We start from the raw sequence: 24,734 nt of genomic DNA on the forward strand, positions 1-24,734 counted from the left end.
TTATAAAAACACCATTGCAAATAATGGACAAATAAATGCGCCAAGTACAGCACTCAAGCCCATTGCTAGCGAACCAATCGATACATCCTTTTCACCGTACTCGGTCAACTTTGATACGCCCACACCATGTGAAGCACTGCCTAATGAAACACCGCGGCTAATTGCCGTATCAATTTTAACTAGCTTATAAACAACCGGTCCTAAAAGTGCACCTGTAAATCCTGCAATCATAACAAGTAATGCAGATAATGGCACAATGCCATCAATTGTTTCACTCACCTGCATCGCAATAGGTGTCGTCAAGGATTTCGGCAATGCTGTCAGTATAAATGCCTGTGATGCTTTAAAACCTTTCAACAGTAAAAAGACACTGATTAATCCTGAGAACATGGCAACAATTAAGCTCGAAATGATGGAGTATTTATATTGGAAAACAAGCTTGCGCTGGTTGTATAGCGGATAAGCTAGCGCTACAACAGCAGGTCCAAGCATCTTATGAATCCATTGTCCTCCTTGCATATATGTAGCATATGGAATTTTAAATACGATGAGCAATATGATGAGCGTAATAGCTGTTGTTAATATAGGAAGCAAATAAGGCTTGCTCCATTTCATATAAAGTCTTTGATATAGTAAAAATAAGCCAATCGTACTAACGATGGCGAGTAGTGCTTGCATGCTCCCTAGCATTTTGCTCACCTGCCGCTTCCTTTTTCTCAACCCAGCCACTCCACTTACCTGTCACTGCTATCGTAATGAGCGTGCTAATAATAACCGCTAAAATTAAATAAAAGCCTGCCTTCGTTAGCAGCTCTGGGTGATTGACTACTCCAACTGTTGATGGAATAAAAAACAATGTTAAAAACGCTAAGAAAAATGTTGCGCCGTCTTGAATGAACTGTACTTTTATTAGCTTAAAATATAATGATAGCCATAATAAAATTAATCCGATAATACTTGCAGGAATAAAAATATTTGTCACATTAACTATTAGGACACCTAAGTAATAATAGATTGTTAATATGCCGATTTGGGCAATTGTTCGAATAATTTGCATAGCTAGAACCTCTTTTCTTCCCCCATATTGTACGCCTTTCGAAATACTCTGTCTAGACAGTGGGATTGCTTTACCTCCACTGATAATTTTTATCGACTAAGCGTATAACTAGGATGAAAAGAAAAGGTGGCGCTATAATGCCCCACCTGAACCACCATCAATATTTATTGAAGTACCTGTTACATAAGAAGATGCATCTGAAGCTAAAAATGTAATAACATTGGCGGCCTCCTCTGTATTTCCGATGCGCCCTAAAGGAATTCCTTCTCCCACTTTTTGTGAGTATTCCTCCCATGATAAATTTGGTGCATCATTTTTCCAGCGTTTTTCAATTTGGTCACTGCGAATAAGTCCAATACATACCGCATTTACACGAACATTATATTTACCTAAATCCTTGCTCATTGCTTTCGTTAAAGCAAGCCCTGCTGCACGGCTAACAGTTGTCGGTAAGGATGAAGCAGGTGGTGTTTTTGCTAATACGGCTGTCACATTAATAATTGAGCCACCGCCGACTGCTTTGAAATGCGGTAATGCTGCTTTTGAACAATGCACTGCACCAAATAGTTTTAAATCTAAATCACTTTGCCAAAGCTCGCTCCCTACCTGCTCAAAAGGATTGGCAGAAGAAGTCCCTGCATTATTGACTAATATATCAAGTCGTCCAAAATGCTCGACTGTTTTTTCCACTACCTCTTGACAGTGCTTTTCCTTCGTCATATCAGCAGGTACGATTAATACATCTGCTCCTGTTTTTTCTTTAATTGCAGCAGCAGCAACCTCTAACTGCTTTTCTCCACGCGCACAAAGCACAACTGATGCCCCTTCCTGCGCAAGTTGAAGCGCTGTATAATAGCCAATTCCTTTGCTTGCCCCTGTAATGATAGCTACTTTTCCTTGTAAACCTAATTCCATTCCCAAAAGCCCCCCTAAAACACTATTTTCATCTTACTAAACTAATTATATGAAAATTCTATCAATAATTCACTTCCATACACTTAATTTATCGTAAATAGTGAAAAAAGGGATTTGAAATGTGTTTAACTCCTCTACAATGCAATGAAAAATTGCTTTTTATTTCTTTTATTTTCAATTCAAAAGAGTGCTGTTAGATTCGGTGTTTGTAATCTGTTGAAAATGAGTCTCTACTTTATATACGAAGATTCATTATCAATTACGCTTCGCTAACTTTAGTTCAGATTTTTTCGAGCGGACTAACCTAAAACTGTCATATCTTGTGACATTCACCGCGACACTATGTTGGTCTATCAGACATTCTCCCTACAGACGATGCTCTTTGACTAAGTTCCTCTTTTTGAACAGGGGGGTTCAGCACTTCCTCTGATTTAATTGCCTTTCTTGCGTTCAGGTTAATAAAACACAACTGAAGCGTCTGAAAAACAGCGTATCATACGCTTTTCAGACGCCCCAATCTAAATTTATTTTTCTACACCTAATGCGCGTGGCACCATGGTTTCTACTAAATAATCATCCTCTTCATAGCGGATTTTCTTTAGCTCGATACCAAAGAAATCCTGCATCCGCTCCTCAGTCATTATTTCATGTACCGTTCCATAAACAACTCCTTTATCCTTCGCCGTCATTAGCACTCGGTCGGCTAAATAGAAAGCATGATTAGGGTAATGTGTATTAATAATGCAAGAGATGCCACGCTCTTTAGCTAATTGCTTAATCGCTTGTAAAATAACGATTTGTTTTTGAATATCTAAGTGCGATTCTGGCTCATCTAAAATAAGAATTTCAGGATTGGAAACAAGTGTACGAGCAATTAGCGCTAGCTGTAATTCGCCCCCGCTCACCTCGTTACATGATTTTTTGGCTAAATGAAGGATGCCAATTGTAGCAAGTGCTAGGTGAGCCGCCTCCAAATCTTGCTTAGATGGCTGGGCTAAAGTACTAATATAAGGAGCTCGTCCCATCACAACCAGTTCTTCTATCGTAAAACCAAAAACCATTTTATGCGCTTGCGGTACATAACCGATGCGCCGCCAAAGCTCTTTGCGCTTTATAGTAGTCAACGGCTTGCCATCAATATAGGTTTCACCTTGCTTCCATTCAAACAAGCCTGTGATACATTTCAACATCGTTGTCTTTCCTGCTCCATTGGGTCCAAGTATCGCCATAATCTGTCCCTTCTCTAGGGTAAAATTGATATCATCAACATAGAGGTTTTGAAGTTTCTTTCGACGTTTTTCATAATAGAAATTCCCATTTTCCACTTCAATTCTCATGCCCATCCTCCTCCTGACCTGCGTAGTAAATAAGCAAAGAATGGTGCGCCGATAATTGCAGTTAAAATTGATAAAGGAATTTCGGTCGCTGTAATAGAGCGTGCTAAATTATCAATAATTAATAAATACACACTGCCAATCGCTACAGACACTGGTAGCACATGTTGATTATTATTACCAACAAGCATGCGGGCAACATGTGGAATAATTAACCCCACCCAGCCAACAATACCAGCAATTGCAACAGAGGCAGCAGTAATTAATGTTGCGCCTAAAATAATCATCCATTTTAATGGGACAACAGATATTCCCATTGATTTAGCCTCATCCTCTGGAAGGGTTAAAATATTCAATCGCCATCTTAATAAGTACAACACAGCAATACCGAGAATGATTAGCGGTCCGCCAATATATAAATCTTTATATGTCACCGTTCCTAAACTCCCCATTAGCCAATAGGTAATGGCAGGTAGCTTCTCTTCTGGGTCTGCTACAAATTTAGTTAACGAAATTAAGGCATTAAACAGTGCTGAGGTGATAACCCCAGCCAAAACAAACATAAAAATAGGTGCACTTTTGCGAGCACCTGCGATTAAAAATGTAAAGCCAATTGCCCCCAAGCCAAATAACAGTGCCATTACTTGTGTGACAAAGTTTTGCCCGAATAGTAAAATACCAAGAGATGCCCCGAAGCCAGCACCTGCTGAAACCCCTAAAATATCTGGTGATACTAATGGATTACCAAACATCCCTTGGAAACTAGCACCTGCAATGGCTAAACCGCCGCCAATTAGCAGTGCTAGAAGTATACGTGGTAAACGTATATTCATTACCACCGTTTCCTCCATCTCCGTCCATGTCGGCTCAATCGGAATAATTTGAGAGGCTATAATTTTTAATACGTGCACTACTTCGACATCAAAACGCCCTACACCAAGTGAGAAGATTGCTACCATAACAGGTAGCAACCATAAAATAATCTTTTTCGAGTTTTGCATTCCGAATCATTCCTTAATACTTCGCTGCATCAGATGATGGGTTTAAAATCGTATAAATATCTTCATCTGTCACATCAAATCCATAAAAATCTTTGTAATATGATTGAATCTCTTCTTCTATTTTGTAATCAAACAATGTAGGATGATTTTTTTGTGCCAACCATTTTAACATTAATGGCGCATCTCCACTAGGTGGGAACCAACGATAAATTCCTAATGGGATTTTATAAACCTTACCTTCTTGCACAGCCTTCACTGTACTCCAGTCCTGCCCATCTATTTTATTTTCGAGTAAATCTGTAGGCTGTGTTTCTGTAAAATTCGTAATGAAAATAATATCTGGATTCCATGAATAAATTTGTTCCATATTCACTTCTTTTTGCCCTTGTACATCATTTTCTGCTACGTCAATTGCGCCAGTCGCATTTAACCATTGATTGCCGAAGAAATTTTTCCCGCCGACTGTAATCGACTTTTCATCATGTCTAAATAACATCAAAGCACGTGGCTTGTCCTTTTCTTCTAACTTGTTTAACTTTTCATCTAATTGAGCTTGTACTTTTTTTCCTTCATCTAGGAAACGCTCCGCGCGTTCTGCCGTACCTGTAATTTGACTCGTGAGTTCAAGCCAGCTATTAAATGTAGCTAACGGCTCTGCCGCTGCTGCATCAATTGCTTTTAACGCCACAACAGGAATACCCGCCTCCGTTATTTTATTTATTGACTTCTCATCTGTGGCAATTTCTACATAGAGCTGAGGGTCTACTTTTAGTAATTCCTCAACATTTACTTCGCCATTTTGAATAAAGGAAGTTTCCGCCTGTAAAACATCAGGAGACATTTTCGCTAGAATCGAATGCTTTGCTGCATTATATGAGTTCGGATGCATGCCAACAATTTCCTTTGTAGAGTTTGTCGCTACATACCAAGTAGAGAAGTAAGGTAAAATCCCTCCCATTACAACGCGTTCGATTGAATTAGGCACTGTTACTTCACGCCCTAATTGGTCGACTACAAGCTTCTGCTCCTGCGTCATTTCTACCTCTACTTGCTGTTCATTCGTATCTTCTGCTGCTTCATTTTCATTATTGCAAGCTACTAACATTATCGTTAGTGCTAATGTAGTTAAAAAGCTGTATTTCTTCACTGTTTTTCTTCCTCTCTTAACCATTTTGCGATACCGTGTAAGAACGGTTTTGATTGATCTATGAAACCTAATCCGATATGAAACATTGGATCTAATGTTGTCACGATTAACTCCCCGCTAAAGCTAACATTATCTATATAAAATAGTGAACGCCCATTCGGGATATCTAATAGGGATTGTGCTCCTTGCGGCGGTAAAAAGGAACCGTGATAATGCCATTTCATATCACGTAACGTTATATAATTAAAAAGTGGATGTACCTCATTATGCGTCTCCATTGGTAAATCACCACCATCTCGTACCCACCAACTAAAATTTACCTCTGAATCCTCCCAATCAATTGTCGGAAACCAACAATCCAATATTTCACCAAAAATAATGAGCCTCTTACCGGAGTTAATAAATTTTAGTAATTTCGACTGATAGCGCTCCAATAAGCGAATATCTAAACGACATGATAAAATAAGCGTATCGTATTTTGCCAAATCATATAGATGGAAATGGCGAATATGTAGCACATCATCATATAAGTAATGAAATTCTTGCTCAGCAAAAAAACGCTTTTGAAATGGTAAATCATTCGTTACAATAGCAATCACTTGCCCTCACCTCCACGAACTTGATTGCGAATAGCTTCTGCATGGATGCAATCTAGCATTTGGAGGCTAAGCTTTTTCGCTGTATTTTCTTCATCAATAAACACTCGATAAATATCTGTACCTGCCCCAGCAAAAATAGTGCCTTTTGTGGAGTGTCGGTCGACATAAATGATTGGCGCACCGAGTTGGTCTGTAATTAGCACCTCGGCATGCACTGGAATGTTCTCAAAATAACCGCGAGAAAAGAAGCCGCGCACACCTTTTCGATAATTAATATCATATGGCTCTATTCCGTTAAACAAAGGACATTCCGAATGTTTAATGATAATTTCGCGCTCTTTCAGTGGAATTGGTGAACGCTTCCAATTCGAAACATTGGTTAGCCAAGGCAAAGAGGTTTCTGTGAGTGAAAAAACGACACCACCTTGCAACAAATAGTCATCTAAAATCTGCTTATGCTCTAGTAAAAACTGCTCTTCTACATGATTTGTTATAATCAAACCTGCATAAGCAGTTAAATCAGCATATGGCAAATCATATAAATATAAAAATACTAAACCACGGCGATAATCCTCAGCCGTTAATCGGGCAAATTGAATATCGATTCCAACATAAGCAATAGGCTTCACTTATCTCTCCTACTTTCTATTATCTAATCAAGCCAATCTTCATCAATTACACTTCGGCTAACTATAGTCCAGATTTTTTCAAACTAATTGGTAGAAGTTAACCTAAAATCGTGACAACGAGTGGATTCCTTTTTGTCAGCGGGTATTTGGGCACCCGCTAGAAGAAGTTATATTTCCCCTGTCTTCAGCCATGGAAAAAAACCACGTAAAAAGCACTCAGTTGCTGGCATAAAATAGGAGCCGAAATGAAAATCAGGATCCAGCGTTGTATTCACCCATATACCATTCGTATTGACACGATCAATATATAAAACCGCCCCACCGTCGTTTGTGGATACTAATACTTCACAGTTCTCACTCGGCCAGTACACGCCATGCTGGTGCCATGTCGCATCCTCCAATGTAATATGATTCTCGAATAAATCATTTGCTACACCTGTTAAACGTAAACCACTATCGGCATTCGGTTCTAGCCACCACCAGAAGTTAGTTGGGCGGAATTCCCATTGATGCTTTGGTAGCCATTCTCGATGCTGTGGTCCGAATGTTACAACTATTTTTCCTAAATTTGCAAAATCATAGATTTTTTTTATATTTCGTTCTAATAATCCCGTATGTGTCTGAGAAGGGATAATTAATACATCAAAGGCCTCTAAATTTGTCTCCTGTAATTGGCGCGCTGGAATAAGCAAGTCTATATATTGTGCAAATTCAGATGTTTTGTATGTACGTGAATGCTGTGAGCTTCCACTATACATCACGGCTATTTTACGCATTGCTTGACTCCTCCTCCTGTAAGCGGTTATATTCCTCTTGCACCCATTGCATAAGTTGTACAGGAATACGGCTCGTTGTTTTTGGGGTTTGAGAAGCCATGCTACCACTAGCAAAAAGATTATTGCCAGCATGCACAAAAATAGTACCGTTTGTAGAGCTTCGATCGATAAATGTAACAGGCTCACCATCAGGCAATGTTAATAAAACTTCTGCATCCACTGGAGCTGGATGGTGTCCACGAGCAAAAAATCCTTTTACACCTCTATTTATCGTCATATCCTCTTCCGTTACTCCCTCAAAAATTGGATGCTGCTTGGCAATCGATATATCATAATCCCAATGATTGCGAATTTCTTTTGCAATAAAGGGCTGCTGCCCTGGAAGCCAGTTTGTTACTAAGTTACCAAAGAAGCAGACGATTTTTTTCTCCACTAAAAAATCAGCAATAATTTGCTTTTGCTCTAGCAAAAAATCTTGGTCAACAAATCCTAAAATAACCATGCATTTATAAGAAGCTAACTCGACATTCGACAAATCATACATATCTATAACTTCAAAACGCTCGTCCATCTCTCCTTGAGAAAATATATTGCTTGGATGAAGGACAATATAATCTTTTAACACATTCATACACCTTCTTGAATACATAATAATTATCTTCCATTTCGAACTATACCGACATTGATAACGATTATCAATGTCATCTAGATGCAAGATTTCAATTTTCTTTGAATACATATATGCTTTTATCAAATTATAAAATTTTTTTATTGTATTATTATGTTTTCCTATAGGACACTGACGAGTGCTGCCCATATACAATTTATTTACCTAATAAATGCCGTCTTTAGATTTTTCTTTATATGCTCACAAAAAGCTTGTTCCTGCTCATTTAAAATTTGATTTCGATTAAATACAATCCCATTCTTTCTTTTAATGCTTAAACCTTTAACATATTTATATGTTAATTTATTCAAGCTATCTTCAATTGATTTATATGGCAAAAAGGACACACCAATCCCTTGCTGTACAGCCTTTTTAATAATTTCGAAATTTGTCATTTGTACATAGTAGACAGACACCGCTTTGTCATTTAAAGCTTGCTTAATATCAAGATTCAAATAGTGACTTTGTGGCAAAAGTATCGATAAATGTTTCAAATCTCTTGCATAAATGGTTTGACGATTTGCTAATGGATGATCTTCTGCCATAACCAAAACAAGCTCTTCCTCAAATAAAATATCAATATCAAACGATTGATGCACGACTGTATCTGCATCATAAATCGGCATAACCGCAAATTTCGCACGATTTTCTAATAAACTATTTTTTAAGTCCTCATAGCAAAAGCTATTAATTTCATAGGGATATTGCTGAGAGGCTGTATTATTTTTATTAAATAGTTCCCCAAAAAAGCTGCCTGCAATGTAGTGGCTTATGTATAATTTTATATTTTTTTGTTGTACTTGCTTTACTGCTAACTGTAATTGTTGCTCAAGTTGCTGCATTTTTTCTGCATAAGCCAGTACGATTTCTCCTTGTGCTGTTAATTCTATTTGTCTTTTTTTACGTAAAATAAGCTGGCAGCCTAATTCTTTTTCTAATAGTTGGATGTGCTGAGAAACTGTTGGTTGCGAACAAAACATCTGCTTCGCTGTCTCAGTAAATGATTTATATTGTGCTAATAAAATAAATGTTCGATAACGCTCGTTCATCGTAACCAAATCCTTTACACTTAATTGATAATGATAATAATTCTCAATTATAATACTACTTTTAATTAGTAAAGTAAAATCTAATCAATTCTTTTACGTAAATTATTTACCTAAGTAAATAATAATGTTATACTTAGCTAGGTAACTAATTAAAAGAAGGTGTATAAATTGTTTCATCCACTATTTCATTTATTTTTTCAAAAGACTCGTCTTTTAAATAAGGAATTGAATGCTGTATTAAAAAGCTATCATTTATTTTCTTCCCAATGGACCATCATTTTTTGCGTGGAAAAGCATGGAGAAATGTCATTAACTGAGATATGGAAATATTTAAACGTAGAAGCACCAACAATTACGCGTACAGTGAATCGCCTATGTGAATTAGGTTGGTTGACAGTCGTACCGAGTGAGGATAAGCGTGAGAAAATAGTGAAACTGTCTGACGAGGGCTTGGGGCGCTATCCAGAAATCGCAACAACAATACAGCGCTTTGAGCAAGAGTATTTACAAGCCTTTACGCCTGAAGAATGTGAGCAGTTAATGCAATTGTTAAATAAAGTGAATTTCCAATCGGAACAAAATTCAATTTAAAGGTTGTGAGGTCAATTATGAAAGAACCTATTTGGACAAAAGGTTTTATCGCATTATTTTTTACGAATATCTCTATTTTCATTGTGTTTTACGCACTTGTAGCAGCATTGCCTCTCTATGCTATTGGTGTTCTCCAACGCACAGACGATGAAGCGGGATTATTGCTAAGTATATTTCTACTATCAGCTATTATCGTGCGACCGTTTACAGGGAAAATTTTAAATTACTTTGGTAAACAGAAAATGCTTTGGATTGGACTTGCTTTTTATGTTATTTGTACAATTCTTTATTATGTCATTCAATCATTTACATTATTATTAGCTTTACGTTTTTTCCAAGGGATTTGGTTTAGTATTATTACAACTGCCGCCATTTCCATTATAGTAGATATTATTCCAAAATCGCGTAGAGGTGCTGGTATAGGTTATTTTAATATGTCCACAAATATAGCTGTTGTCATCGGTCCACTTGTCGCATTACCAATTATTCAAAACTTTTCATTTGATTTATTATTTCTATTATTAAGTGGATTAATGCTATGTGGTACATTAGCTTCCCTAGTTACAAAAGGTGAAAAAATCTCAGAAGTAAGAGAAGCGTCTTTTTCCTTCTCGTTAAATGATTTATTCGAAAAAGCTGCATTGCCTACAGCCTTGCTATCATGCTTGGTAGCCTTTTCTTATGCAGGGATTTTATCTTATTTAACCCTTTATGCACAGGAGAAAAACATCTTATCTTTTGTTAGTGTCTTTTATTTCGTTGTAGCCATCGGTATGTTAGCCCCTCGTCCTTGGACAGGAAAGATTTTCGATGAAAAGGGGGCAAAATACGTTATTATCCCGGGGCTCATATTTTTCGCGATAGGCATTGCCTTATTAGCACTTGTGGAAACAAATTTAATGTTTTTAATTGCAGGAGCATTTATCGGAATTGGCTACGGAGCTGTTGTACCAAGCATGCAAACCGTCGCTGTTCAAGCCACAAATGTCAATCGCAGCAGCTATGCAACAGCAACCTTCTTCACATTTTTTGACTTAGGAATTGCAGTGGGCTCCTATGTACTAGGTATCCTCGCCCTACATTCAAGTTATCAAACAATGTATTTCACAGGCGTCGGCATTGTTATTTTTGCACTATTTTGCTATCTCATTAGTACACGAGTCCGACCAAAGAGCCGCGCATAGCCGACTTTTATATAATATAAAAACAAAAGGGTTAGCAGTGTTTTGCCTAGGTGAAGGAAGAACCAACCGCTTTTTTGATGGTTTTACCCGGGTTTATTGGTCGGGTTGGTGGTTCTATTGGCGGTTTTTCACTGTCTATTGGCGATTCGGCTTTTAATGGTGCATTGCCGAGTTTTATTCACGGCTTGCCTTAATTTATCAATTTATCTTCATAAAAGACATACTAAAGCGCCCGACAAGCAATTGCACTGCTTGTCGGGCGCTACTATTATTATTATTTTGTTACGATATGGATTGGGTTGCCAAGTAATACTTCAGCAGCTTCCATTGTAATTTCACCTAATGTTGGGTGAGCATGGATTGTTAATGCGATATCTTCTGCTGTCATGCCAGCTTCGATGGCAAGACCCATTTCAGCAATCATATCAGAGGCGCCAGCACCTACGATTTGAGCACCTACTAATAAGCCGTCTTCTTTACGCGCAACAAGCTTCACAAAGCCGTCTGTTGCGTTTAATGCTAAAGCGCGACCGTTAGCAGCGAATGGGAATTTAGCAGCTTTTACTTCTAAACCTTCTGCTTTAGCTTGCTCTTCTGAATAACCAACCGTTGCAAGCTCTGGGTCTGTGAAACATACAGCTGGAATAGCTAAATAGTCAACTACAGAGTGCTCACCAGCGATTGCTTCAGCAGCAACTTTACCTTCGTAAGATGCTTTATGTGCAAGTTGTAAGCCTGGAACGATATCACCAATTGCATAAATGTTTGGCAATGAAGTACGGCATTGCTTATCAACTTCGATTAAGCCTCGCTCACCGAATTTAATACCGATTTCTTCAAGACCCATTTCATCCGTATTTGGACGACGACCTACTGTTACTAAAACATAATCAGCTTCAACCGTTTTTTCTTCTCCGCCTACTTCATATGTTACAACAACGCCAGTGTCACTTTCCTCAACACCTTTAGCTGATGCACCAACTACTACTTCAACGCCTTTTTTCTTTAGGCCTTTTTTAACGATTTGCGTCATTTGCTTTTCAAAGCCAGCTAAAATATCTTTACCGCCTTCGATAATCGTTACTTGTGAGCCAAGGTTTGCATAAGAAGAACCTAACTCTGTACCGATGTAACCGCCGCCGATTACAACTAACTTGCCTGGCACTTCTGGTAAAGAAAGTGCACCTGTAGAGTTAATTACGCGCTTCGTAAATTTGAATGTTGGAATCTCGATTGGACGAGAACCTGTTGCTAAAATAGCATTTTTAAATGTATAAGTTTGAGCAGAGTCTTCGTTAATTACACGAACAGTATTCGCATCAACAAAATATGCTTCGCCTTTTACGATGTCTACTTTATTACCTTTAAGTAAACCTTCAACACCGCCAACTAATTTTTTTACAACGCCATCTTTAAAAGCTTGAGCTTTTGCCCAATCAAGCTTTACTTCTGACGCTACGATACCCATATCATCTGAATGCTTAGCTTGCTCATAACGGTGACCTACAGAAATTAATGCCTTTGATGGGATACATCCAACGTTTAAGCATACGCCACCTAAGTTAGCTTTTTCTACGATTGTCACTTTTTGACCTGTTTGCGCTGCGCGAATCGCTGCCACATATCCACCAGGGCCTGCTCCTACTACTAGAGTGTCTAGTTCGATTGGGAAATCTCCTACTACCATTTTTTACGCCTCCATTAATAATAAGTCTGGCTCACTTAGCAAACGCTTTAAGTAATTTAATGCATTTTGCCCAGTTGCCCCATCAATCATGCGATGGTCAAAGCTCAATGATAATGCTAACACAGGTGCAGCTACAATTTCACCATTTTTTATTACAGGTTTCTCTGCGATACGCCCGATTCCTAGAATTGCAACCTCTGGATGATTAATTACTGGCGTAAACCATTGTCCACCAGCCGAGCCGATATTCGTAATAGACATCGAAGCACCTTTCATTTCTTGTGGTGCTAATTTACCCTCACGTGCCTTCTCTGCTAGCTCATTAATAGAATTTGAAATTGCAAATAGCGATTTGCGGTCTGCATGTTTAATTACTGGTACAAGCAGGCCTCTTTCTGTATCTGCAGCAATACCGATGTTGTAATAATATTTTTGGATAACTTCTTGCGTTGCATCGTCTAGCGAACGGTTGAATTCTGGGAATTCACGTAATGTAGCAATTAACGCTTTTACTACATAAGGTAAGTACGTTAACTTCACACCTTTTTCCGCTGCAATATCTTTGAATTTTTTACGATGTGCTACAAGCGCTGTTACATCTACTTCATCCATTAATGTAACATGCGGTGCTGTTTGCTTCGAATGTACCATCGCTTTTGCAATCGCTTTGCGAATACCTGATAATTTCTCACGTGTTTCCGGGAAATCACCTTCTAAAACTACAGTTGGTGTAGCTTTTGGTGCTTCTACTGTAGTCTCTACTGCCACATCTTCAACAACTGGTGCTTGTTCAGCAACCTCTTGTCCACCTGCTAAGAAATTGTCGACATCCTCTTTTAACACGCGGCCATTTTTTCCTGAACCAACTACAGCGCGAATATCAACATTGTTATCACGTGCGTATTTGCGTACAGATGGCATCGCGATAATACGTTTATTATCCTCTACTTTTGCTGTTTCTTCAACAGGTGCCTTCTCAACATCTTGACCAGCCTCTGCTGTCGCTTGCACTTGTGCCTCAGTTTTAGCTTCAGCGTGCTCATCACCTTTTAATTTCATATCCTCGTAGCCCGGTGCATCTAAACGAATTAATATATCACCCACTACCGCTACTGTGCCTTCTGCTACTAGTACTTCCTCTACTGTGCCCTCTACTGGAGATGGAATTTCAACGACTGCTTTATCGTTTTGAACTTCACATAAAATATCGTCTTCTTTTACTTGATCGCCAGCTTTTACGAACCACTTAACGATCTCACCTTCATGGATTCCTTCCCCAATGTCTGGTAAACGGAAATTAAATGCCATATTTGTCACCCTCACTTCATTAGAATGTTAAAACTTTTTTCGCCGTTTCCATTACATCTTTATACGTCGGTAACCATACACCTTCCGCTTGTGGGAATGGATAAATTGTATCTGGTGCTGCTACGCGTAAAACTGGTGCCTCTAAGCTTAAAATTGCGCGGTCTGTAATTTCTGCTACAACATTTGCTGCAATACCCGCTTGTTTTTGTGCTTCCTGTACAACGATTGCACGGCCTGTTTTTTCAACAGAAGCGATAATTGTTTCGATATCTAAAGGTTGAATTGTACGTAAGTCAACAACTTCAACAGAATAGCCTTCTTTTTCTAATTCTTCAGCTGCTTTCAAGCTTTCATGTACCATTAAGCCATATGCGAAAATGGATAAGTCTTTTCCTTCGCGTTTTACATCCGCTTTACCAAGAGGAATTGTGTAAGATTCTTCCGGCACTTCTTCACGGAACGAACGGTATAGCTTTAAATGCTCTAAGAAAATGACTGGGTCATTATCACGAATGGATGAAATTAATAATCCTTTTGCGTCATAAGGTGTTGATGGAATAACAACCTTTAAGCCCGGTTGTTGTGCCATTAATCCTTCTAAGCTATCAGAGTGCATTTCCGGTGTATGCACACCACCACCAAATGGTGAACGGATTGTTACTGGTGCACTGTAAGTACCACCTGAGCGGTAGCGTAAACGCGCTAATTGTCCGCTAATTGAGTCCATTACTTCATATACGAAGCCGAAAAATTGGATTTCTGGTACTGGACGGAAACCTTCAAGAGCTAGCCCAATTGCCAAGCCCCCGATTCCTGATTCTGCAAGTGGTGTATCAAATACTCTGTCCACACCGAATTCTTTTTGTAAGCCTTCCGTTGCACGGAATACTCCTCCGTTTACACCAACGTCTTCTCCGAAAATTAAAACATTTTCATCGTCGCGTAATTCGCAACGTAGTGCATCCGTAATTGCTTGAATCATCGTCATTTGTGCCATAGCTTATTTCGACTCCTTCTCTTTGTAAATAGCATACTGCTCTTGTAAGTTATATGGCATTTCACCTGCATGCATATTTTCAATTAGTTCAGTTACTTTTTGTTTTGGTGCTTGGTCAGCTTGTTTAATCGCCTCTTTAATTTCTTCTTTCGCACGCTCGATTACTTCTTCTTCCTTCGCCTCAGACCATAAGCCCTTAGCCTCTAAGTATTTACGGAAACGTACGATTGGGTCTTTTGCTGCCCACTCATTATCCGTATCTGCTGTACGGTAACGCGTTGGGTCATCCCCTGCCATTGTATGTGGACCATAACGATAACACATTGTCTCAATTAATGTTGGGCCTTCGCCTCTTACAGCACGATCACGCGCATCACGCGTCGCTACATATACTGCTAATGGGTCCATACCATCTACTAACACGCTTGGGATACCTGCTGCAATCCCTTTTTGAGCAATTGTTTTTGCTGCTGTTTGCAATTCACGTGGTGTTGAAATTGCGTATTGGTTATTTTGTACAATGAAAATCGCTGGTGATTTGAACGCACCTGCAAAGTTGATACCTTCATAGAAGTCACCTTGTGATGAACCACCGTCACCTGTATACGTAATAGCTACTGATTTCTTACCGCGCTTTTGTAAGCCAAGTGCTACACCAGCCGTTTGAATATATTGTGCACCGATAATAATTTGTGGCGCTAAAATATTTACACCCTCTGGCACTTGGTTTCCGATAAAATGCCCACGGCTAAATAAAAATGCTTTCCATAATGGTAGACCATGCCATACAATTTGAGGTACATCACGGTAGCCTGGTAAAATCCAGTCTTCTTTTTCAAGTGCAAAATGAGAAGCAAGCTGTGATGCTTCTTGACCTGCTGTAGGAGCATAGAAGCCTAAGCGCCCTTGACGGTTTAAAGAAATTGAGCGCTGATCTAAAATACGCGTGTAAACCATACGTGTCATTAATTCCACAAGCTCTTCATTCGATAAATCGGGATTCGCTTCCTCGTTAACAATTTGCCCTTCTTCATTTAAAATTTGGAACATCTGAAATTTGTCTTCAATTTCATGTAATGTTGCTGCTGGATCAAATTTTTTCAACATATTTTCACCCATTTGTAGTACAACTCCCTTTCAACTGTATTAAAAAATAATTAATAATCATTAGTACAACAACTTCTTCTCCTTGAGTATAAATAATAAAACTTCATCGGTCAATTATTAGTTTTTCTTTATTAGACACATTTTTTCATATTTTGCTCTCGAAATGAAAACGCTCTCTCTGTTATACATTAGCGTTCATTCTGTATTATAACAAAGGTGAAATTCAACAATAACAAGCATTTCCCCATATCAATTAGCATTAAAGCTTTTTAGCAATAAATTCTCCTTAATCGACAAAATATTTTTCAAGCTTCCTTGAAAACTCCCTTTCAAAATCTGTGACATCCGCTAAAAAAGTTATTGTTACTCCTTAAAAGTAAAGTCAGCATAATTTCTTTTTCAAGCAGCCCGAAGGTTCACTTTATATTGCACTTTTTTTCACAAAGTAATACGAGAAGCAAACATTTCACATTGAACAGACATACTGTATACTTAATAAAGAGAGTAAAATAGAAAGGGAGCTTTTTTATGATTTTAATGGAACATATTATTCGTGAAGGTCATCCGGTATTACGTACCCGCACTGAGGAAGTAACATTTCCTCTAACAGAAGAAGACCGCAAATTAGCTGAGGAAATGCTACAATATTTAATAAATAGTCAGGACGAGGAAATGGTTGAAAAATATAATTTACGCCCTGGTATCGGACTAGCAGCAAACCAAGTCAACAGCTTAAAGCGCATGTTTGCGCTACATTTAGAAGACGACAAAGGAGAACAATTAAGCTTTGTCGCTATTAATCCAAAAATCGTCAGCCATTCGGTTGAGCAAACATATATTGAATCAGGTGAAGGTTGCCTTTCCGTTGACCGAGTTGTACCGGGCTATGTACCACGCTATGCGCGCATCACCGTAAAATTTATGACTGTTGATGGGAAGGAGCAAAAAATGCGCTTAAAAGGTTTACCTGCTATCGCATTCCAGCATGAGCTAGACCACCTAAATGGCATCATGTTTTTTGACCGCATTAACGAGCAAAATCCATTCGCAGAAATACCAGATGCTACGCCATTTATTAGAGAATAATTCATCAATCGTGCCTCTGCTAACTTTAGTCTAGCTTTTTTCGTGCTTGCTCGAAAAAGTTTGTGACACCTGCCGCAAGTCTGACCAACACAGTAGTCGTTCTTGCAGGAGAGGATGTTCTTATAGTTTCTTTTTTATCAGCAAATGCTTGAATACTTGCTGCAATAGGCCTAATGCGTTTATTTACCACCTATAGGGTTGAAAGAAATTAATCGAAATACATGCACTCAAAGTATATTTGCACTTTGGTTGCATGTATTTTTTTTAGTTTAACCTAATTTTAACCTCCATCTTTTATAATAAATACAAAGCATATGAATTGAGGTGTTGGACATTGAAAAATCATATTATTTTACAAACTAATCAAGGTTGGCACTTACAGCGAATGTATATAGATAAATTTCATAATAGAATGCTCGTGAAAAGCATTCATCAAAATGCCGCTGAATATCGCGCTCGTCTAAATTATGAATTCTCGCTATTTTCTAATGATACAAACCCATGGCTCTTGAAACCAATTGCCGTTGATTATATCGATCAACGCTACGGACTTATTTATGAAGATTTCGACGGTATTCCTTTAATTAATTTCAAAAATATGACTGTATCTCAGTTTTTACAAATTGCAATTGAGCTTAGTAATATTTGCATAAGTCTGCATCAAAATCAAATTCTATTTTTAGCGCTTAGTCCATATCATCTTTTAATTCAGCCTGATTCCTTGAAGCTTAAGTTGCTGAGCAGTGAAACAAGTACAAAATATAATTTCCGCGCTACAATTGTAATGGACAACACACAGCCGCATTTGCAACAGCTTCATTATTATGCACCTGAACAAACAGGTAGATTAAATATCGCTATTGATTATCGAGCAGATTTATACGCACTTGGCGCTATCTTTTACCAACTATTAAGTGGTGCTCCACCTTTTATCGGTGAGAATGCACACGATATTATTTACAATATTTTAACGAAAAAGCCTGCACCATTATTCACTACACAGCATAAAAACACTTTCGTTATTTGGCGAATTATCGAAAAGCTACTCGAAAAAAATCCGAGCGCTCGCTATCAAAGTGCAGTTGGTTTAAGGGAAGATTTACTTACTGTCCAAAAAGCACTTTCGACAGGTGAAACATTAGACAATTTCGTTTTAGGTGCTGAAGACATTACATTATCACCTACGCTAACGAATAAGCTTTACGGTCGTGAGCAGCACGCGGCAGCCCTTGCCAACTTATTTCAGCAAGTAATAAAGGGGGATAAAAAATTCGCGCTTATTTCTGGTGAAGCAGGTGTAGGGAAATCTCAACTTGTTTATGGATTAAAAGACAAGGTAGCTACAGTGAAAGGCTATTTTATTGAAACAAAATATAATCAATTGCAATTAGATAATGATTTTACTTACGTTATCCACCCATTGCGCGACTTATTAAAGCAAGTATATATGGAGGGTGAGATATCCGTTAAAATTTGGCGTCAGCATTTTGAAAAGCAGCAATTGCATGTAACGACAGACCTTGCAGTGCTTTTTCCAGAGCTTCGCTGGTTTTACGAGAAGGGCAGTATTCAAGATATCTATTACGAGGATAGCAAACAATTACAGGCTCATTTATTCAACAATATTAAAAAGATTTTACAAAGCTTTGCCCTACAGAAAAGACCTATTGTTTTATTAATTGACGATTTACACTGGGCAGATAAAAATACATTAAAAGCATTAATCGATATTTATGAACAACATCGTGAAGGCTTTTTAATGATGATTACAACATTGCGTAGTCATGAAAAAAATGAACCTGAGGAACAACAGCTAAAAGATGCGCTTCCCTTTTACAAACATATCGAGCTAAAAGAACTGGAAAAAGATGATGTTATGCTTTGGCTTAATGAATCAATCCATATGCATCAGACGACTACAGCCGAAATCGTTAAGCATCTATATAATTTAACAAATGGTAATCCATTATTTATTAAAGAAGCTTTTCGTTCTCTACAACAAGACAACACAATTTATTTAGATTTCGAATCTAAGCAATGGCATTTTGATATACAGAAATTTAATCAAGCTGCACTGAACTCAGAGTTACTACTGTTTCTTGAAAACAAACTTGTTAATTTGCAAAAAGACACTTTGCATGTTCTACAAATTGCAGCCTGCTTGGGGACTAAATTTGATTATCATATATTACGACAACTGGTCGATTTCACCAACCAAGCACTGTTAACACAGTTGGATACACTTATAGCAAACGGATTTATTATCCCTTTAAATACCGATTTTAAATGGGCAAGCCAGCTTGAATTAGAGGAAGTCCTTTTGACACATACTTTGACTTTTCAATTTGTTCATAATCGCTTTCAACAAGCTGCTTATAAAAAACTATCTGAGGAGAAAAAATCGCAGCTTCATTATTCAATTGGTCAGCTTTTCACAACATTTATTGACAATTCCCAAGATAGCCATGAGTTGCATGAAGCGGTTAAGCATTTTAATTATTGTCGCTCCTTATTGAGCGATAAAGAAAAATATCAGCTCGCCATTTGGAATTATTATCTTGGCGTCAACGCTAAAAAAATTGGACTATTAGAAAATGCGCTGTACTTTTTAATGACTAGCAGAGATTTACTTCCCTCAAACTGCTGGCAAGTTATGCGCAAAGAAACAATGGATATTTATATTCATCTAGGGGAATGTGAGTGTTTATTAGGTCATCTTGACTCTTCTAATAAACATTTATCAGAGGCGTTGCTCCATTCTAAAACATTGCTTGAAAAGCTAGCCATTTACAATTTAAAAACGTTGCTCCATATAGAATCAGAGGACCCTCATACGAGTATTATTACTGGTTTAAAAGGCTTAGCTGAAGCAAAAATGGAATTGCCGGAGCGCCCTAACAAGCTCCAAGTATTAAACGAACTAATTAAACTACAATTTACCCTACGCACGAAAACAGATAAAGACCTGTTAGTAGCTGCAAATGATGAAAATAAAGAAATAGAAATCATTACTCAAATATTAATTAATATGGCTGCAAGCACTGTACGTGTTGATTCTAATTTAACAGGCATTGCATTAATGCGCGCTTTTCGCCTGCAATTAAAATATGGACTTGGTTTAAAAGGCGGCATTATTTTCGCTAATTACGCAATGCTCTTAAACTCAGGCTTTGGCAATATTAAGGAATCTATTCGCTTTGGCCAGCTCGCTATTGAAGTAGCAGACAATCAAGATAGCATTTATATAAAGGGACATGTCTATTATGTATACGGCTTATTTATTAGTCATTGGACAAATTCATATGAAACAAGCATCTATTATATGAATAAAGCGCAACAGTATTGTCACGAAATAGGACTACATGTAATTACAACAACCGCTTCTTGCTTCATCGTTGTCGCACAGCTTATTCGCGGTACATCAATTTCTGAGTTACAGCAGGAAATCAAGCGACAGCAGGATGAATTTTCATTACATGCAACATCTTTAACAATTGATTTTTTAGGTGAAATGGCTTTATGGATGAATGTACTTCGCGACCCCCATCACTTTATCGAATGGTCCTACCCATTTCAAATACAGGATCAACCGGCTATTAAAATGATGCATTATTCCGTTCGACTACAAATGTCATTTTTATTAAATAATGAGCAACAAGGGGCAAAGGTATTATCATTATTAAATCCTATCCATAAGGAAATTCTCGATTTACCAATTACAACACTGTATTACTTTTATCGAGCATTATGGCAATTCGATTGGCTTCATCAAGAAAAAGGTAGCCAGCAGGAGCAGAAAGGTTATCGCATAGAAATTAAAGAAAGCATTCAAAAGTTTAAAAAATGGATGAAATTCGCCCCTCAACATTACGAGCACTTATACGTATTGCTGCTTGCAGAAAACTGTCGTATTCACAATGAGCATAACAAGGCAGTGCTCTATTATGACCGTGCTATCCAGCTTGCAAAAATGCGTTATTTCATACAGGATAGCGCCATTGCTTGCGAGCGTGCAGCAAATTATTATCAAGCAAGACAAGATAATACGACGGCTCAATATTACAGTGCTCAAGCAATCAATGCAGCCCGTCAATGGGGGGCGGAAACAGTTGCAGAGCATTGGGAAGCTTTATACGATGTTCACGCACTACCAATGACAGTACAGCACAACCATTTAGGAAGCAATTTCGAATTGATGACGGTGCTAGAAACAACACAATCATTTGCAAAAGATATCCAAATGGAGGGGCTATTGCAAAATATTTTGTTCTCATTGCTCAAGCATGCAAGCGCAACGGTTGGCTATTTTATTCATAGACGTGCCGATGAGCTCATCGTATTAGCAAAGGCTGAGGCAGACCATACACTATTTGCCACATATGAGCAGCAGCATATTGAGCAATTCCATGAAAATATGCAGTCAATTGTGCGCTATGTTATTCAAAGTGAAGAGCCTTATATTATTCAAAACACAAATGCACCTAACGCATTATTGCGTTCATTGCCAACAGCTAAATCTATTTTATGCTTACCAATTCACTATAAAAGTGAAATTATCGCAATTCTCTATTTAGAAAACACATTAACAACGAATGCCTTTAATGCAACGCATCTTGATTTGTTAAAAATGCTTTCTACGCAAATCGCCATTTCGATTGAAAATGCTCAAATATACGAGGAGCTTGAACAGCGCGTACAGGCAAGAACGAGGCAAGTAGATGAAACAAATCAGCATCTGAAAAAGGTAAATGAACAGCTCGCAAAAAATGAGCTTGAGCGCAAGAAATTATTGCATAGTATTTCGCATGAACTGCGCTCACCTATCACTTCTTCTTTAGGCTATATTGAACTCATTTTGGATGATGTTATTACCGATGAGGCAGAAAAAATAAAATATTTAACTCGCGGCAAAGAACGACTACTTTCTTTAAACACTTTAATTCAGGATTTATTTGACTTAGCAAATTTAGAATCAGGCAGAGCCGAATATCAATTTAGCAAAATAAGTGCGCAAGAGCTTTTCCAACAATTTGAGCTGCGCTATGAGCACGAAATTGAACAGCTCGACTTGCATTACAGCGCTAATTTTTACGGCTCACAGCATGCACAACTACTAGTAGATACCGCGCGCATACAGCAAGTATTCGAAAACATTATGTCAAATGCCATGAAATATACGAAAGAAGGCGGCATCGAATTGTCCATTTATACAAATAACGAACATCTTATTTGCTCTATTAAAGATAGCGGTATAGGCATACCCGCAAGCGACATCCCATTCGTCTTTGATAGCTATTACAGGGCATCAAATTCCAATATTAAAAACTCACATGGTATCGGTCTTGCGATCTGCCAACAAATTATTACACAGCATCATGGCGAAATAAGCGTAACAAGCTCCGAACACAACGGCTCAACATTCACCTTTAAGCTGCCGTTATTGAGAAACTAAAAATTAGAAGGTTAGCTGAAAAGCGATATGTCCCACATGCTACACCGCTTTTCAGCTAGCCGTTACTTCTTTGGCTGATTATTATTTTGTTGGATTTTTGATTTTATTTACGAGATTTATTGATATAATTGCGATTTTCATGCTTTATTTGCTTTTTATCAGATGTATTAGGGAATTTTCTTCATACTTATCGGTGTATTTCATTTTTCAGCATTACTGCAAAAATACAAAAGTCATTGTACACTATTTTTTAGTGTGCAATGACTTTTTCTCATTGTTTTTCATCTTTATTGCTAAAAATATAACCAAAGCCTCGCACTGTTTGGATATATTTCGGCTGCGAAGGATTTTCTTCAATTTTTCGGCGTAATGTACTCATATGGACAGATAAGGTTTTTGCATCTGCTGTACCGTCAAATCCCCAAGCGTAATCAATTAATTGCTCTGCGCTCAGTACTTTATTTGCATTTTTTATTAAATAAAATAGCAGTTGTCTCTCCTTCGTAAATAAATTGACTAATTGCCCCGCCTTATACACCATCTTGTCATCTATATGAGCCTCCAACTGACCAAACCTCATAATTTGCTGACTAGCTGTAGCACCTCTTCTTTTTAAATGCGCTTGCACACGTGCTACCAGCTCCTTTGGAATAAAAGGCTTTGTTACATAGTCATCTGCCCCAACCTCAAAGCCTAGCAGTTTTTCCTCAATTAAATGATTCACAGTAACAAAAATAATAACAGCATCTGATAGTTCTCGAATTTTTTCAGCTAATTGAAAGCCATTACCGTCGGGTAAATTTATATCTAGTAATATTAAATCTGGTCGATGTTGTGCAGCAATGTCCCAAGCTTCTTGAAACGTCATTGCCTGCAATACTATGTAATTAGCACTTTTCATAGATAAAGCTAATACTTCCATAATATCTTCATCATCTTCAACTATTAATATTTTTTCATCTGCCACTTATGTCTTCACTCCCCCTCATCATCAATTCTTCTCCCCTATAAAGTGAAACTTCAATCAGTGGAGGTTCTCCTCATCCCCACTGGTTGTTAGTTGAATCAATCGGGCTTTTACGGGCAGTTGATCTCCCACTTATCCTTAAGCCGACTTTTACTTAAGTCTTGTAGTGGGCGTCTTACTGCCCGTTAATGCGAGATAAATGCTTGTGCTTTTCTATTCGCAATCCGCTTTATATAACCCCTAATTCCTTCATTGCTTTGTATAAGCCATCCTCATCCACGTGCGGCGCTTGCACATCCGCTACTTTTTTTACCTCTGGGTGACTGTTGCCCATTGCAACACCAATTCCCGCAGCCTGTAGCATTTCTATATCATTTAATCCATCGCCAAATGCGATTGTATTTTCCATTGTATAGCCTATTTTTTCAACTAATTTTTGAATTCCTCGAGCTTTTGAGCCTCCCTGTGGTAAAATATCACATACTTCTGAATGCCAGCGTACAAATTGCACATTAGGAAACGCCTTAGCATACGCCGCTTCTTCATGCTCCTCCATAAAAAGTAATGTTTGATAAACTGGATTATTTTTATAAAAATCAGGCTCCACTTGCGGATAAGGGCAGTGCAATGTTGCCAAGCTTCCTCGAACGCCTTCATGCCCTGGCATTGAAGCAACCATTTGCTTATCATCAATGAAAACAACAGGATGCCCTTGTACTGAGCTAAATTGAATGATTTTCTCCAAAAGCTCATTGCTAAGACCGTCTGAGAAAATAACTTCTCCTTTATGAACAACATATTGCCCATTTAATGTGACGTATGTATCAATGGCAAGCTCTTCAAGCAGCTCCTCAATCATAAAAGGTGCGCGCCCTGTTGCAATTGCTAATTCATAGCCATTCGCACGTGCCTGCAACAAAGCTTCCTTTGCTGAGCTGGGTAAATTTTTCTCACTATTATAAAGTGTTCCATCCACATCAAAAAATAAAATCTTCTTCATTATCTATTCATTCTCCTTTACAAATACCTGAAAATTCTGTATAATCATCACAAGGAGTGATGTGCCATGCTAAAACGGCTCAAAAAGAAATTATTGAAACGGTTAAATGGCGTCCTCGGAAAAAAATCAATTGCTTAAGCCCTTCTTTTGAAGGGCTTTTCTTTATTTTAAAGGAAACGCA

At 38.0% G+C, this 24,734-nt stretch carries 22 protein-coding genes; 5 read left to right on the forward strand and 17 right to left on the reverse strand.

Features of this window, described 5'->3' with window-relative positions; all coding sequences use genetic code 11:
* The 11 genes from MHB51_RS07585 to MHB51_RS07635 all read right to left on the reverse strand — a co-directional run bounded on the left by MHB51_RS07585 (window position 1) and on the right by MHB51_RS07635 (window position 9,174).
* Window positions 1–690, reverse strand: a complete 690-nt coding sequence (locus MHB51_RS07585; protein ID WP_342559477.1) for an LrgB family protein — start codon at window positions 688–690, stop codon at window positions 1–3.
* Entirely contained in the window at window positions 653–1,057 is a 405-nt protein-coding gene (locus tag MHB51_RS07590) for a CidA/LrgA family protein (protein ID WP_107942209.1), read from the reverse strand. Before MHB51_RS07590 ends, MHB51_RS07585 begins: the two co-directional genes overlap by 38 nt.
* A 132-nt stretch (window positions 1,058–1,189) precedes the next feature.
* Complete coding sequence (locus MHB51_RS07595) at window positions 1,190–1,972, reverse strand: SDR family oxidoreductase (RefSeq protein ID WP_066169597.1); 783 nt, start codon at window positions 1,970–1,972, stop codon at window positions 1,190–1,192.
* A gap of 524 nt (window positions 1,973–2,496) precedes the next feature.
* The gene (locus tag MHB51_RS07600) at window positions 2,497–3,309 is read right to left on the reverse strand and encodes an ABC transporter ATP-binding protein (protein ID WP_342559311.1); all 813 of its coding nucleotides are present in this window, start codon (window positions 3,307–3,309) and stop codon (window positions 2,497–2,499) included.
* Window positions 3,306–4,307: an iron ABC transporter permease gene (locus MHB51_RS07605; RefSeq protein WP_342559312.1), complete on the reverse strand. Its 1,002-nt coding sequence runs from the start codon at window positions 4,305–4,307 to the stop codon at window positions 3,306–3,308. The genes MHB51_RS07600 and MHB51_RS07605 overlap by 4 nt, the downstream gene beginning before the upstream one ends.
* Before the next feature lie 13 nt (window positions 4,308–4,320).
* Window positions 4,321–5,454, reverse strand: a complete 1,134-nt coding sequence (locus tag MHB51_RS07610) for an ABC transporter substrate-binding protein (protein WP_342559313.1) — start codon at window positions 5,452–5,454, stop codon at window positions 4,321–4,323.
* Window positions 5,451–6,053: a hypothetical protein gene (locus MHB51_RS07615; protein ID WP_342559314.1), complete on the reverse strand. Its 603-nt coding sequence runs from the start codon at window positions 6,051–6,053 to the stop codon at window positions 5,451–5,453. Before MHB51_RS07615 ends, MHB51_RS07610 begins: the two co-directional genes overlap by 4 nt.
* The gene (locus MHB51_RS07620; RefSeq protein ID WP_342559315.1) at window positions 6,050–6,682 is read right to left on the reverse strand and encodes a hypothetical protein; all 633 of its coding nucleotides are present in this window, start codon (window positions 6,680–6,682) and stop codon (window positions 6,050–6,052) included. Before MHB51_RS07620 ends, MHB51_RS07615 begins: the two co-directional genes overlap by 4 nt.
* A 167-nt stretch (window positions 6,683–6,849) precedes the next feature.
* Window positions 6,850–7,458, reverse strand: a complete 609-nt coding sequence (locus MHB51_RS07625; protein ID WP_342559316.1) for a hypothetical protein — start codon at window positions 7,456–7,458, stop codon at window positions 6,850–6,852.
* Window positions 7,451–8,083, reverse strand: a complete 633-nt coding sequence (locus tag MHB51_RS07630) for a phosphate starvation-inducible protein PhoH (RefSeq protein WP_342559317.1) — start codon at window positions 8,081–8,083, stop codon at window positions 7,451–7,453. The genes MHB51_RS07625 and MHB51_RS07630 overlap by 8 nt, the downstream gene beginning before the upstream one ends.
* A gap of 203 nt (window positions 8,084–8,286) precedes the next feature.
* A complete protein-coding gene (locus MHB51_RS07635) occupies window positions 8,287–9,174 on the reverse strand; it encodes a LysR family transcriptional regulator (protein ID WP_342559318.1) in 888 nt (295 codons plus the stop codon).
* Between the two features lie 159 nt (window positions 9,175–9,333).
* Between MHB51_RS07635 and MHB51_RS07640 the strand changes: the two genes are divergently transcribed.
* Genes MHB51_RS07640 through MHB51_RS07650 form a run of 3 tightly spaced genes read left to right on the forward strand, consistent with a single transcriptional unit; the run spans window position 9,334 to window position 11,143 of the window.
* Complete coding sequence (locus tag MHB51_RS07640) at window positions 9,334–9,765, forward strand: MarR family transcriptional regulator (protein ID WP_342559319.1); 432 nt, start codon at window positions 9,334–9,336, stop codon at window positions 9,763–9,765.
* A gap of 17 nt (window positions 9,766–9,782) precedes the next feature.
* Window positions 9,783–10,949, forward strand: a complete 1,167-nt coding sequence (locus tag MHB51_RS07645) for an MFS transporter (RefSeq protein ID WP_342559320.1) — start codon at window positions 9,783–9,785, stop codon at window positions 10,947–10,949.
* A 50-nt stretch (window positions 10,950–10,999) separates the two neighbouring features.
* Window positions 11,000–11,143, forward strand: coding sequence for a hypothetical protein (locus MHB51_RS07650; protein WP_342559321.1), 144 nt, complete (start codon window positions 11,000–11,002; stop codon window positions 11,141–11,143).
* Window positions 11,144–11,223: 80 nt separating this feature from the next.
* Here MHB51_RS07650 and lpdA read toward each other — a convergent pair whose 3' ends face one another.
* The 4 genes from lpdA to pdhA are packed head-to-tail and all read right to left on the reverse strand — an operon-like array spanning window position 11,224 to window position 16,060.
* A complete protein-coding gene (lpdA, locus tag MHB51_RS07655; protein WP_066169592.1) occupies window positions 11,224–12,636 on the reverse strand; it encodes a dihydrolipoyl dehydrogenase in 1,413 nt (470 codons plus the stop codon).
* Between the two features lie 3 nt (window positions 12,637–12,639).
* Entirely contained in the window at window positions 12,640–13,944 is a 1,305-nt protein-coding gene (locus MHB51_RS07660; RefSeq protein WP_342559322.1) for a dihydrolipoamide acetyltransferase family protein, read from the reverse strand.
* A gap of 19 nt (window positions 13,945–13,963) precedes the next feature.
* Window positions 13,964–14,941 carry an alpha-ketoacid dehydrogenase subunit beta gene (locus MHB51_RS07665; protein ID WP_066169589.1) on the reverse strand — a complete coding sequence of 326 codons (978 nt, stop codon included), beginning with the start codon at window positions 14,939–14,941 and terminating at the stop codon, window positions 13,964–13,966.
* Between the two features lie 3 nt (window positions 14,942–14,944).
* A complete protein-coding gene (gene pdhA / locus MHB51_RS07670; RefSeq protein WP_066169588.1) occupies window positions 14,945–16,060 on the reverse strand; it encodes a pyruvate dehydrogenase (acetyl-transferring) E1 component subunit alpha in 1,116 nt (371 codons plus the stop codon).
* A gap of 516 nt (window positions 16,061–16,576) precedes the next feature.
* Between pdhA and def the strand changes: the two genes are divergently transcribed.
* Together def and MHB51_RS07680 are read left to right on the forward strand one after the other, a co-directional pair.
* On the forward strand, window positions 16,577–17,134 hold the full coding sequence (def, locus tag MHB51_RS07675; protein ID WP_066169586.1) for a peptide deformylase: 558 nt from the start codon (window positions 16,577–16,579) through the stop codon (window positions 17,132–17,134).
* Window positions 17,135–17,468: 334 nt separating this feature from the next.
* Complete coding sequence (locus MHB51_RS07680; protein ID WP_342559323.1) at window positions 17,469–22,586, forward strand: ATP-binding protein; 5,118 nt, start codon at window positions 17,469–17,471, stop codon at window positions 22,584–22,586.
* A gap of 271 nt (window positions 22,587–22,857) precedes the next feature.
* Here the strand turns inward: MHB51_RS07680 and MHB51_RS07685 are convergent, their stop codons facing one another.
* Both MHB51_RS07685 and MHB51_RS07690 read right to left on the reverse strand, forming a co-directional pair.
* Window positions 22,858–23,553 carry a response regulator transcription factor gene (locus MHB51_RS07685; RefSeq protein ID WP_342559324.1) on the reverse strand — a complete coding sequence of 232 codons (696 nt, stop codon included), beginning with the start codon at window positions 23,551–23,553 and terminating at the stop codon, window positions 22,858–22,860.
* A 229-nt stretch (window positions 23,554–23,782) separates the two neighbouring features.
* Window positions 23,783–24,553 (reverse strand): Cof-type HAD-IIB family hydrolase, encoded by a 771-nt coding sequence (locus MHB51_RS07690; RefSeq protein WP_066169581.1) that lies wholly within the window; start codon window positions 24,551–24,553, stop codon window positions 23,783–23,785.
* Window positions 24,554–24,734: the final 181 nt, after the last annotated feature.

The organism is Metasolibacillus sp. FSL K6-0083, assembly GCF_038630865.1.
Classification (GTDB): Bacteria; Bacillota; Bacilli; order Bacillales_A; family Planococcaceae; genus Metasolibacillus; species Metasolibacillus fluoroglycofenilyticus.